Genomic DNA, 12,427 nt, shown 5'->3' on the forward strand with positions numbered 1-12,427 from the left:
AGAAAATGATAAAATTTAAATACATAGCTTTTCTGTTTGCAAGTCTTTTATTATTAACTAATTGCGCCAAAAGAGGCACCATTACTGGTGGCAAAAAAGACACTATTGCACCAAAAATCATTAGCAGTTCTCCTAAAAATTTTACCACTAACTTTAAAGGGAATGAAATCAAAATCAATTTTGATGAGTTAATAAAAGTAAAAGACATCAACAAACAATTGATTATTTCGCCACCTTTGAAAAAGCAGCCTATTATTATCCCTCAAGGTAGTGCTAGCAAATATATATCTATTAAAATTTTAGATACTTTAGTTCCGAATACTACCTACAGTTTTAACTTTGGACAAAGTATTACGGATAACAACGAAGGAAATCCGTATTCGCAATTCAAATATGTTTTCTCAACGGGAAGTTATATTGATTCTTTAACTATTGTAGGAAAAATAAAAGATGCTTTCGAACAAAAGCCAGACAATTTTGTAAGTGTAATGCTTTATGACGCCAAAACATTTACCGATTCAACCGTTTACAAAGAAACTCCTTTATACATTACCAACACTTTAGACAGTTTAAAAGTATTTTCTTTAGAAAATTTAAAAGAAGGCACTTACCGAATTGTGGCAATGAAAGACAAAGGAAATAATAACAAATACAATCCTGACACTGATAAAATTGGATTTATTGATTATCCTATTACGATTCCTACTTCAGATATGTTTGAATTAGAATTATTTCAAGAAAAAAAACCTTTTAAAGCCATCAAACCAACACAAGAAAGCAACAATAAACTTTTCTTAGGATACGAAGGCGATTTCAAAAACACAAAAGTTACTGCTTCATATAATAACAAAGAAGTTCCAATTAAAATAGGGAAATTCCCAACAAAAAATAAAGATTCTGTTCAGATTTTTTATCCCAATGTAAAAATGGATTCTATTCAAATTTCTGTTACAAATGGAAATTATTCGAAAAAGTTTAGCACGCGTTTAAAAAAATTAAAAGAGTCCGATACGCTTACAATAAGTGCAAAATCAGGAAACACCTTGTCATTTAGAGATGCTTTTGTTTTAAAGTCTACTACACCAATTGTATCAATTGACGAATCTAAAATTATATTCCAAAACAAAGATTCGATAGCTGTTAAATTTACTTCCAAGTATCTAGATTTTGAACAAGAAATTGCATTTGATTTTAAAAAAGAAGAAAATGAAAAGTACTCTATAAAAATACTTCCCGGAGCCATTAAAGATTTTTATGACAAAGCAAATGACACATTAAAATTTAACTTTGGTACAAAGGAAATTTCCGATTATGGTAACTTAAAAATTAATTTAACAAACGTAAAGCGTTTCCCTTTCATAGTTGAGTTGTTGGATAAAAATGAAGTTTTATACAAAGCTACATCAACAAAAGAAACGAGTATCTATTTTGAAACTATTGAGCCAAGATTATATACAATACGAATTATATACGATGATAATTCAGACAATGAATGGACAACCGGTAATTACTTAGCAAAAAAGCAAGCAGAAGAAATTATTTATTTTCCAAAACTCATTGACGTAAGGGCGAATTGGGATGTAGAACAAGATTTCATTTTAGATTAGCGAATTTCAAAATCATCTCTATCATTTAGAAAATTTAATTTTTCACGTGTTTCTTGTTGGATATTTTTATCTAATTCAACGATAAACACACCCAATTCATTTTCGCAATCTACAATAGTTTTTCCTAAATAATCAAACGCTTGAGAATGTCCAGGATATTCTAAATGATTGGCATCTTCTCCAATTCTGTTGACACCGATGGTATAGCTCATGTTTTCTATAGCTCGAGCTTTTAAAAGTGAGTCCCAAGCATTAATACGAGGTTTTGGCCAATTGGCAACATAAATTAACAAATCGTAATTTTCTACATTTCTTGCAAAAACGGGAAAACGCAAATCGTAACAAATTTGCAAACAAATATTCCAATTGTTATAATTTACAATTACTTTTTCTTCTCCTTTAGTATAAACTTTTTCTTCTCCTGCTAAAGTGAACAAATGACGCTTGTTGTAAAACTGCACTTCTCCAGATGGAAAAACAAAAACCATTCGATTATAGAAATTATCGTTTTCTTTAATTACTAAACTTCCTGTAATAGCGCATGTTTTCTTTTTTGCTAATTCTTTTAACCAATTCATCGTTTCTCCTTCCATAGTTTCCGCTACAGAAAAAGGGTTCATTGTAAAACCTGAAGTAAACATTTCAGGCAAAACGAATAAATCAAAAGATTCATCCTCATTTAAGAAATATTCTTCAATGAATTTTCGATTTACTTGTGGATTTTCCCAAGCTAATTTGGTTTGAAAAAGTGCTACTTTCATCAGATTTGAATTTGGTTTAAAAATACAAAAAAACGCATCCAAATGAATGAATGCGTTTTATTATTTTGAAGTTTCAATGAATTATTTCAAAGAAGCTTTTAAGTATTCTCTGTTCATACGAGCAATGTTTTCTAAAGAAATTCCTTTTGGACATTCGATTTCACATGCTCCTGTATTGGTACAATTTCCGAATCCTTCTTCGTCCATTTGACGTACCATGTTTAACACACGTTGTGTAGCTTCTACCTTACCTTGTGGTAATAAAGCATATTGTGATACTTTAGCCCCAACAAATAGCATTGCAGAACCATTTTTACATGTTGCTACACATGCTCCACATCCAATACAAGCTGCAGCCATAAAAGCTTTATCTGCATCGTCTTTAGGAACTGGTGTTGCGTTAGCATCAATAGTATTACCTGAAGTATTTACAGATACGAAACCTCCTGCTTGTTGAATTCTATCGAAAGCACTTCTATCCACTACTAAATCTTTCACCACTGGGAAAGCTTTACTTCTCCATGGTTCAATATAAATTGTATCACCATCTTTGAACATTCTCATATGTAACTGACACGTCGTAATTCCCGTATCTGGTCCGTGAGCACGTCCGTTGATGTATAAAGAACACATTCCGCAAATTCCTTCACGACAATCGTGGTCAAATGCTACTGGTTCTTTCTTTTCGTTAATTAATTGCTCGTTTAATTGGTCTAACATTTCCAAAAACGAACTTGCAGTAGAAACATTATCTAATTTATAAGTTTCCATGCTTCCTTTAGCATTAGCGTTCTTCTGACGCCAAATTTTAAGGGTTATATTGATATTTTTTGCTGCGCTCATAATCTATTATTTGTAATTTCTAGCTGCAATTTTGATTTCTTCGTATACTAATTCTTCTTTATGAAGTTCTGCTTTGCTGATGTCGCTTCCTTTGTATTCCCAAGCTCCAACGAACTTAAAGTTTACATCGTCACGTAAAGTTTCACCTTCGGCATCTTGATATTCTTCACGGAAGTGACCTCCACAAGATTCTTTACGTTGTAACGCATCCATTGCCATTAATTGGCCTAATTCTATAAAGTCTGCTACACGCATTGCTTTATCTAATTCAGGGTTCAATTCATCAGCACTTCCAGGAACGTAAACCTCATTGTAAAACTCCTCTTTTAACTGAGCGATTTCTTGAATAGCTTGTTTTAAACCTTCTTCGTTACGAGCCATTCCTACTTTATTCCACATAATTAAACCTAAACGTTTGTGGAAATGATCTACAGACTTAGAACCATTATTATTTAAAAACTTGCTGATTGCATCTTTAACTCTTGATTCTGCTTCAGCGAATTCAGGAGAATCTGTAGAGATTTTACCAGTTCTAATTTCGTCTGCTAAGTAGTTTGAAATTGTATATGGTAATACGAAATATCCATCTGCTAAACCTTGCATTAGAGCAGAAGCTCCTAAACGGTTAGCTCCGTGATCAGAGAAATTAGCTTCACCAGCTACGAAACATCCAGGGATTGTAGATTGTAAGTTGTAATCTACCCAAACACCTCCCATAGTATAGTGAACCGCTGGATAAATTTTCATTGGCGTTTCATACGGATTTTCATCGGTAATTTTTTGATACATTGTAAATAAGTTACCGTATTTCTCTTCTAGCCAAGCTTTACCTAATTTAGTAATTTCTTCTGGTGTAGGATTATGATTCCCTTTAGCATAAGCCGCTTGTCTCCCTTTATTTTGGATTTCAGTAGAGAAATCTAAATAAACTCCTTCATTAGTATCATTAGCTTCAATTCCATAACCTGCATCACAACGCTCTTTGGCAGCTCTTGATGCCACGTCACGAGGTACTAAGTTACCGAAAGCTGGATATCTTCTTTCTAAGAAATAATCTCTATCTTCTTCTGCAATTTGAGTTGGTTTTAATTTACCCGCACGAATTGCTTCTGCATCTTCTTTTTTCTTTGGAACCCAAATACGTCCTGAGTTACGTAACGACTCAGACATCAACGTTAATTTTGACTGATTGGTTCCATGAACTGGAATACATGTTGGGTGAATTTGTACAAAACAAGGATTTGCAAATAAAGCTCCTTGCTTGTGAATTTTCCAAGCTGCAGTTACGTTACTTCCCATAGCATTAGTAGAAAGGAAATATACGTTTCCGTAACCTCCAGAAGCAATAACAACTGCATGAGCTGAATGTCTTTCAATTTCACCTGTAACTAAATTACGAGCAATGATTCCACGAGCTTTTCCATCCACTTTTACTAAATCTAACATTTCGTGACGGTTGTACATTTTTACACGACCTAACCCGATTTGTCTTGATAAAGCTGAATAGGCTCCTAATAATAATTGTTGTCCTGTTTGTCCAGCTGCGTAGAAAGTACGTTGTACTTGAGTTCCACCAAACGAACGGTTGTCTAACATTCCACCATATTCACGAGCAAAAGGAACACCTTGTGCCACACATTGGTCGATGATATTACCAGAAACTTCTGCTAAACGGTGAACGTTTGCTTCACGTGCACGGTAGTCACCTCCTTTAATTGTATCATAGAAAAGACGGTAAACGCTATCACCATCATTTTGATAATTCTTAGCTGCGTTGATACCTCCTTGAGCCGCAATTGAGTGCGCACGACGAGGTGAATCTTGAAAACAGAATGCTTTTACATTGTATCCCATTTCTCCTAAAGAAGCGGCAGCAGAAGCACCTGCTAAACCAGTTCCAACAACAATAATATCAATTTTTGGTCTATTGTTTGGAGCAACTAATTTCAAGTGATTTTTATGATTAGTCCATTTATCTTTTAAAGGACCAGCTGGTATTTTAGAATCTAACTTCATAATATATACTGATGTTGATTATTTTTTAAAGTGTAAAAAGATTGGAATAATAGCAAATAATAATGGAACTATTATCGAAAATACTTTTCCTACAAATTTGATAACTGGAGTAATTTTAGAACTGTTAACGCCTAAAGATTGAAAAGCACTTTGAAAACCATGCCATAAGTGAAAAGCTAAAGCTACCATTGACAAAACATAGAAAATTGTAAACGCTAAACCATACTTAGGATCTTTAAAGAAATCAACGGTTATTTTGTATAAATCTTTATATAAATCAGCTGTTTTAACATCTGCTTGACTGTAATGCAATTCGGTTCTGTTTTTAATAACAAATTGTTTTTGCATCATGGTCATTGGGTCTGGTTTTTCACCTTCTTTCCCAACTTGTTCCACTGGAAAGTATTGACCTGTTTGAGTTCCTACATAAAATTTTTGCTTGTTGCCTTGTACTTCAATTTCTTTAACCATCAAAGGCATGTTTTTATCAAAATGCATTTTAGCCCAAAAATTCACCATGTGAGTGGCAATGAAAACTAAAACCAAAGTTCCTAAAACTGCCATATTTCTTGAAGCAAAACTACTAGAAGATCCATCCGTTTTAGCATAACCAATTGGTCTAGCTTTTCTGTTTTGGATTGTCAACATAATTCCATCAACAGCATGGAAAATAATTGAGATGTAAGTAAGATATGAAAGTAACTTAACTGCAGGATTGGTGGTCATGAATAAAGCATACTCATTGAACTGCAAGCTGGTTCCAAAAATCAATTGAAGATTTCCTGCCAAATGCCCCGCCAAAAACAAGCATAGAAATAAACCTGTAAGAGCCATCCAGTATTTTTTTACGATAGATGACTTTAATAGTGCCGATTTTGCCATAATTTTTATTTGATTGTACTAGTTTAATAAAAAATCAAACAAAAATAAGGCTAATTGAAATTAACTACAACCTTTTTGAGCTAATTTATAATGATTTTAAAATGAATTTAACTATCGTTGAATATCAAGGGTTTAAAGCGAAAAAACAACCTCAATATATAGCATCTTAGCAAATATATTACTTTACATATGATGGAATTAGTCCTCTCAAGCCCATATCCACTACATTTTCTCCAATTGATGGCTCATATTTACCATCAGCAACTACTTCTTCCCATTCAAAACTATTATTACAAGAAAGTGACAATGTAATTACCACATCACGTGTTTCATTACTGTTAATTATTAAATTTTGAGCAAATTTTCCAGTAACTACACATGATCCTGTCGGAATTGGCGAAGTTGCAGCAATTGGATTGGGAACCGTAGTAGCGCCCGCAGGGGATTGACCTGAAGTTGCGTAAGGAAAATCATTTAACGCAAATGCCCAATATCCTTGTAATCGATTACCATTAACAGGAAATGAATTATTCCCTATAGAATGGGTTGTGATATAAGTATTATATCCAACAAAACTGGCTAATTTACCTAAATAATCATTTCCAGCATTTCTAACCGAAATCGTGTACTCTTGATACGCCAAAGAAACACGAACATATTCATAGCTACCTTGAGCTACTTGACTTAATGGAATTCTTAAAAAAGCTTCCCCTTCTCCTACAATGACCGCTTTACTAAAATCTATGGCAACCGAACCACCTTGTGTTGTTTCATCGGCATGATACAAAATAGTACCATTCCCTAATTGCGTATAAGCGGTGGGAGCCAATTCAAAATAATGAGCGCTAATTTTACTAAAATCTGGAGATTGAGCAGCATGACCAGAAGGAATTGCAGCTGGTTGACCCAAATTATTCAAACGCACCTGATTTGGATCAAACTGAAATTTTATAATTAAATATGGCTCTTGCACATTATCATCTTTATCATCACAAGAAAAAAAAGAGATGATGGAAAAAAGTACTATAAATATTCCTATTATTTTTTTCATATTCCTTATTTAATTAATCACCAATCCAAATTGTTTTATGTTTAACGGAAAATTAACAGCAAATAGTATGCCTTTTTAACTATTTTTTTGGATTTAAAATTTCAAATGATTTGCTTTCAGATGCTTTTTCTTTTGAAATCACAAGTTTATACTTCCCAACTGGCAGATAAAACTTTTGATTATCAGCTGATTTCAATTTTACATTCTTATCTTTCTTATTCCAATTATCCACCACATTTTTCGTAATTGAATAATCATAAACAAACGAATTCAAACCTTTTTTAGCTTCCACTTTTTGAGTATGAACCAAAACTCCAGATTCATTTGCAATCGAAATATTTACTGTTCCTTCTGTATTGGAATAAAACCAAATTGTTTGTGAAGGCTCAATTGGCTTGCCCCAAGCATAATTTTGACTTCCCCATCGATCGGATTTTGTTCTATCATTAATTTTAAACAAATGCAGATTTTTAGCTAAAACTTCTTTTGTTAATTCTTGTACTTTCGAAATATCAATTTTATAAATTGAACGACCGTGAGTTGCCACAATTAACTCTTTAGCTTTAGTTTGAATTACCGCATCATGAACTGCTACATTAGGTATTCCGTTAGAAAAATCTTGCCAAGTGGCACCTTTATCTAATGAAATAAATAAACCATTATCAGTTCCAACATACAAAATATTCTCGTTAGCTGAATCTTCAACAATTACATTTACCGCTTGAGTTAAACCGCTAGATATAGAGTTCCAATTGGCTCCAAAATCTTCTGAAACAAACACATAACTTTCGAAATTATCATTTCTGTATCCATTTAAAGTTGCATAAACTCTTTCTTTTTTATGAGTTGAAGCAGCAATTCTTGAAACCCATAAATTTTGAGGTAATCCCGAAGTTTCGGGACTAGAAATCAATTGCCATGAAACACCACCATCTTTAGAAACATGAATTTTTCCATCATCAGAACCTACATAGAGCAACCCAAATTGAAATTTACTTTCTGAAATAGTCGTTAACGTTCCAAAAGCTACATTTCCTTCTTTAGCGCCATTGGTTAAATCACCCGAAATTCTTTCCCAAGTTTCACCTTGATTCATAGAACGATGTAAGAAATTTGAACCCATGTACAAAATATCTTGATTGTGCGATGACAACAAAATTGGCGTTTGCCAGTTGAAGCGATATGGTTTTTCACCTTTGGGAGCTTTTGGAGAAATGTAATCAAACTTTCCTTCTTTTTGGTTTATACGGTAATAATTCCCAAATTGAAAACCTGTAAATACAACATTAGGATTACGGCTATCGATTTGAATTTGCATCCCATCGCCACCAATTAATTCTTGATACGGATATTTTCCTTCCTGATGCCAAGCTACACTCTTCTCATAATTACTATTTCCAAACCAAACACCGTTATCTTGCAATCCACCATATACATTGTAATTTTCTTGATAATCCACATTTACTGCATACAATTGACCTAATGCTTCATTGTTACATTTTATCCAATGTACTCCGTTATCATAAGAAATATTAACACCGCCATCATTCCCGTTGATAATATGATTGGGATTTTGTGGATTTATCCAAGTTACATGATGGTCAGCATGCACGTTTTCTTTAGAAATTGAAGCAAATGATCTTCCTCCATCTTCTGAAAATAGCAATGGAACACCGCCCATATAGATACGATTTGGATTTTTCTCATCTACCGAAATGTTCGCAAAATAGTATCCGTAGGTATAAAACATATCATCAATGTACTTTTCATGTGTTCGTTTCCAAGATTTTCCACCATCTTCTGATTTGTATAATTCACAACCAATTACTTCAGTTTGAAACAAAGCTTCATTGGCATCTTTAGGCTTATCCACTTTGGTATTTGGTCGTTTATTCTGATTATCCACTACCGCAAAAATCAGATTTTCACTGAACAGGGCTAAACCAATTCTTCCCACACCTTCATTAGCAGGAAATCCGCTTTCTTTTGTAGTAACCAATTTCCAAGAAGTTCCACTATCTTCACTTTTATAAATGCCCGATTTTTCTCCATCACCATCAAAATGCCACGCTTTTCTATCTTTTTGCCATGACGCCGCAAACATAATTTTTGGATTACTTTTTGAAACAGCTAAATCAATAATTCCAGCATCTTCTGCTACAAACAAAGTTTGTTTCCACGATTTTCCGCCATCAGTTGACTTATAAATCCCGCGTTCTTTATTAGTCGTATATAAATGTCCTACAGCAGCCACGACAATTTCATTTAAATTGCTTGGGTTAACCCAAATTCTGCTGATATGATGCGAATCTCTTAGCCCTAAATTTTCCCACGTTTTGCCTTTATCCGAAGATTTCAAAACGCCGACTCCAGCATAAGACGATCGCGAAGCATTTACTTCACCTGTTCCTACCCAAATAGTTCCTGAATTCCAATCTACGGTAACCGAACCACAATTTACGGTTTCAGCAGAATCCATCACCGGAGTGAAAGAAGTTCCGTTGTTGTTGGTATACCAAAGTCCGCCTGTAGCATACGCAACATAAAATTCGGTTGGATTTTTCGGATTTACGGCTAAATCTACCACACGACCACTCATAATTGTTGGTCCGATATTCTTAGCTTCTACTTGATTAAACAAAGAATTTTGAGCAATTGCCGATTGCACAATCAATAAAAACAGGATAGTAATTTGCTTCATCTTGAAAAATTTTGTTGAAAATTAGCCAAAACATTGCACTTCTACAAAATTTCTATTGCTTTTAACAACTTTTCGTTTTTATCTTTTTATTTTTGGAGAACATTTTTTTCTACCACATAGAAACATAGAATTTTAATTCTTTAGAAAAGGCATTTTATTCATTTTAGTTAACATAGTTCAAACTATCTTAAAATGAAATGCTATATTTTTCTAAAACTTTTTAGGTAAACCTATGTATCTATGTGGTTAAAATTTAAACATTAAAAAATATTTACATCATGAAATACCATCAAATAGACCGTAACTTATACGTTAAAAATAGAGCAAAATTCACAGCTCAAATGAAACCTAACAGCGTTGCGGTATTCAATTCAAACGATATTTATCCAGTTTCTGCCGATTCTACTTTACCATTTGCACAACATCGCGATATCTTCTATTTATCAGGTGTGGATCAAGAAGAAAGTATTTTATTGCTTTTCCCTGATGCGCCTTACGAACATTTGAAAGAAATTTTATTCTTAAAAGAAACGAATGAGCACATTGCGATTTGGGAAGGGGAAAAATTGACTAAAGAAAGAGCGTTTGAAGTTTCTGGAATTAAATCGGTGATTTGGTTACAAGATTTCCACAAAACATTGAAAGAAATCATGGCGTATGCCGATACCATTTATATCAACACAAACGAACATTATCGCGCGGTTATAGAAACCGAAACTCGTGAAGCCCGTTTTATAAAATGGTGGAAAGAAAATTATCCAGCGCATAAAGTAGAAAAATCGAATCCTATTTTACAAAGATTGCGTTCGGTAAAAGAAAGTGAAGAATTGGATTTAATCCAAAAAGCGTGTGATATCACCGAAAAAGGATTCAGACGCGTTTTGAATTTCGTAAAACCTGGTGTTATGGAATACGAAATCGAAGCCGAATTTGCACATGAATTTTTAAGAAATCGTTCGAAAGGTTTTGCTTACACACCAATTATTGCTTCTGGAAACAATGCAAATGTGTTGCACTATATCGAAAACAACCAACAATGTAAAGCGGGCGATTTGATTTTACTTGACGTTGGAGCAGAATATGCGAATTATTCAAGTGATATGACGCGTATGGTTCCGGTTTCAGGTCGTTTTACAGATAGACAAAAAGCGGTTTATCAAGCGGTTTTAAATGTGAAAAACGAAGCTACCAAAATGTTGGTGCCAGGAACATTGTGGAAACAATATCATGTAGAAGTGGGAAAAATCATGACGTCAGAATTGTTAGGTTTAGGATTAATCGATAAAGCCGATGTACAAAACGAAAATCCAGATTGGCCAGCATATAAAAAATATTTTATGCACGGAACCAGTCACCACATGGGATTAGACACGCATGATTACGGATTATTACACGAACCTATGCAAGCCAACATGGTATTCACAGTTGAACCTGGAATTTACATTCCGAAAGAAGGTTTTGGTATTCGTTTAGAAGATGATGTTGTGATACAAGAAAAAGGCGCTGCGTTTAATTTAATGCGTAATATTCCGATTGAAATTGAGGAAATTGAAGCGATAATGAATGCTTAATTGAGAATATAGAGTATAGAATATAGAAAATAGACGGCTTGCAGAAATGTGAGCCGTTTTTTTTGAAACACAGATTGGAGAAATTTTTAAAATTTACATAATTTCTAAAATCCGTCTCCCAAATTTTTTAATAAAGCTTATAAATTAATTCGTGAATTCGTAACTAAAAACATAATTTTGCCTTTATGAAAACCACCAACTTCAAAAACACCAAAATCAGTTACACCGACCAAGGAAAAGGAACGGCTGTGGTTTTATTACATGGTTTTTTGGAAAATCAATCGATGTGGAAGGCGTTTATTCCTGAATTGGTGAAGAAACACCGCATCATTACTATCGATTTGTTAGGCCATGGTGAAACAGAATGTCTAGGTTATGTCCACACGATGGAAGACCAAGCCGATATGGTGCATCATGTATTACACGAATTAAAAATCAGAAAAGCAGTTTTGATTGGACATTCGATGGGCGGTTATGTGGCTCTGGCTTTCGCCGAATTATATCCTGATAATGTCAAAGGAATTGTATTACAAAACTCCACTTCAAGAGCCGATAGCGACGAACGAAAAGCAAATCGCGACCGCGCTATTATTGCGGTGAAGCAAAATTATTCGGCTTTTATTCGCATGAGCATTGCCAATTTGTTTAGCGAAGACAATCGCGAACGTTTAGCAGACATTATCGAAGAAGTAAAATTAGAAGCTTTAAAAACACCTCTTCAGGGAATTGTTGCCGCATTAGAAGGCATGAAAATCCGAAAAGACCGCGAAGTTATTTTGCATTTTGCGCCTTATCCGATTCAACTTATTTTAGGCAAAAAAGATCCTGTTTTAAATTACAATGAAAACTTAGAACAAATTGATGGTACGCAAGTACAACTCACCACTTTTGAAGACGGTCACATGAGTCATTTTGAAAATCAGACGGAATTGTTGGCGGTTTTTAGTGGGTTTTTGAAAAGGGTTTAACCACTAAGAGCACAAAGAAGGCACAAT

Annotated in this window: 9 protein-coding genes; 3 read left to right on the plus strand and 6 right to left on the minus strand. The window is 34.0% G+C overall.

Translation table 11 applies throughout. From position 1 onward, the window contains the following. Window positions 1–5: 5 nt before the first annotated feature. A complete protein-coding gene (locus tag V7P59_RS00205) occupies window positions 6–1,607 on the plus strand; it encodes an Ig-like domain-containing protein (RefSeq protein WP_333807496.1) in 1,602 nt (533 codons plus the stop codon). Here V7P59_RS00205 and V7P59_RS00210 read toward each other — a convergent pair. The 6 genes from V7P59_RS00210 to V7P59_RS00235 form a co-directional block, all read right to left on the minus strand. Further along, a complete protein-coding gene (locus V7P59_RS00210) occupies window positions 1,604–2,368 on the minus strand; it encodes a nitrilase family protein (RefSeq protein WP_333807498.1) in 765 nt (254 codons plus the stop codon). The two genes, V7P59_RS00205 and V7P59_RS00210, sit on opposite strands and share 4 nt — an antisense overlap. 81 nt (window positions 2,369–2,449) lie before the next feature. Beyond that, window positions 2,450–3,211 (minus strand): succinate dehydrogenase/fumarate reductase iron-sulfur subunit, encoded by a 762-nt coding sequence (locus tag V7P59_RS00215; protein ID WP_333807500.1) that lies wholly within the window; start codon window positions 3,209–3,211, stop codon window positions 2,450–2,452. 6 nt (window positions 3,212–3,217) lie between these two features. Further along, a complete protein-coding gene (locus tag V7P59_RS00220) occupies window positions 3,218–5,227 on the minus strand; it encodes a fumarate reductase/succinate dehydrogenase flavoprotein subunit (RefSeq protein ID WP_333807502.1) in 2,010 nt (669 codons plus the stop codon). Between the two features lie 18 nt (window positions 5,228–5,245). Further along, window positions 5,246–6,109, minus strand: a complete 864-nt coding sequence (locus tag V7P59_RS00225; protein ID WP_333807504.1) for a succinate dehydrogenase cytochrome b subunit — start codon at window positions 6,107–6,109, stop codon at window positions 5,246–5,248. A gap of 178 nt (window positions 6,110–6,287) precedes the next feature. Next, entirely contained in the window at window positions 6,288–7,160 is an 873-nt protein-coding gene (locus V7P59_RS00230) for a hypothetical protein (RefSeq protein ID WP_333807506.1), read from the minus strand. A gap of 79 nt (window positions 7,161–7,239) precedes the next feature. Next, on the minus strand, window positions 7,240–9,861 hold the full coding sequence (locus tag V7P59_RS00235; protein ID WP_333807507.1) for a VPS10 domain-containing protein: 2,622 nt from the start codon (window positions 9,859–9,861) through the stop codon (window positions 7,240–7,242). A 278-nt stretch (window positions 9,862–10,139) separates the two neighbouring features. On the opposite strand from V7P59_RS00235, the gene V7P59_RS00240 reads away from it, so the two are divergent. Then, window positions 10,140–11,432 carry an aminopeptidase P family protein gene (locus tag V7P59_RS00240; protein WP_333807508.1) on the plus strand — a complete coding sequence of 431 codons (1,293 nt, stop codon included), beginning with the start codon at window positions 10,140–10,142 and terminating at the stop codon, window positions 11,430–11,432. Between the two features lie 185 nt (window positions 11,433–11,617). Next, a complete protein-coding gene (locus V7P59_RS00245; protein WP_333807509.1) occupies window positions 11,618–12,400 on the plus strand; it encodes an alpha/beta fold hydrolase in 783 nt (260 codons plus the stop codon). Window positions 12,401–12,427: the final 27 nt, after the last annotated feature.

This window comes from Flavobacterium sp., from assembly GCF_036782315.1.
Taxonomy (GTDB): domain Bacteria; phylum Bacteroidota; class Bacteroidia; order Flavobacteriales; family Flavobacteriaceae; genus Flavobacterium.

Excerpts from the sequence above, each read along its gene's own strand:
- V7P59_RS00225 (WP_333807504.1), bottom strand. The coding sequence starts at position 6,109 with ATGGCAAAATCGGCACTATTAAAGTCATCTATCGTAAAAAAATACTGG.
- V7P59_RS00215 (WP_333807500.1), bottom strand. The coding sequence starts at position 3,211 with ATGAGCGCAGCAAAAAATATCAATATAACCCTTAAAATTTGGCGTCAG.
- V7P59_RS00245 (WP_333807509.1), top strand. The coding sequence starts at position 11,618 with ATGAAAACCACCAACTTCAAAAACACCAAAATCAGTTACACCGACCAA.
- V7P59_RS00205 (WP_333807496.1), top strand. The coding sequence starts at position 6 with ATGATAAAATTTAAATACATAGCTTTTCTGTTTGCAAGTCTTTTATTA.
- V7P59_RS00230 (WP_333807506.1), bottom strand. The coding sequence starts at position 7,160 with ATGAAAAAAATAATAGGAATATTTATAGTACTTTTTTCCATCATCTCT.
- V7P59_RS00220 (WP_333807502.1), bottom strand. The coding sequence starts at position 5,227 with ATGAAGTTAGATTCTAAAATACCAGCTGGTCCTTTAAAAGATAAATGG.
- V7P59_RS00210 (WP_333807498.1), bottom strand. The coding sequence starts at position 2,368 with ATGAAAGTAGCACTTTTTCAAACCAAATTAGCTTGGGAAAATCCACAA.
- V7P59_RS00240 (WP_333807508.1), top strand. The coding sequence starts at position 10,140 with ATGAAATACCATCAAATAGACCGTAACTTATACGTTAAAAATAGAGCA.
- V7P59_RS00235 (WP_333807507.1), bottom strand. The coding sequence starts at position 9,861 with ATGAAGCAAATTACTATCCTGTTTTTATTGATTGTGCAATCGGCAATT.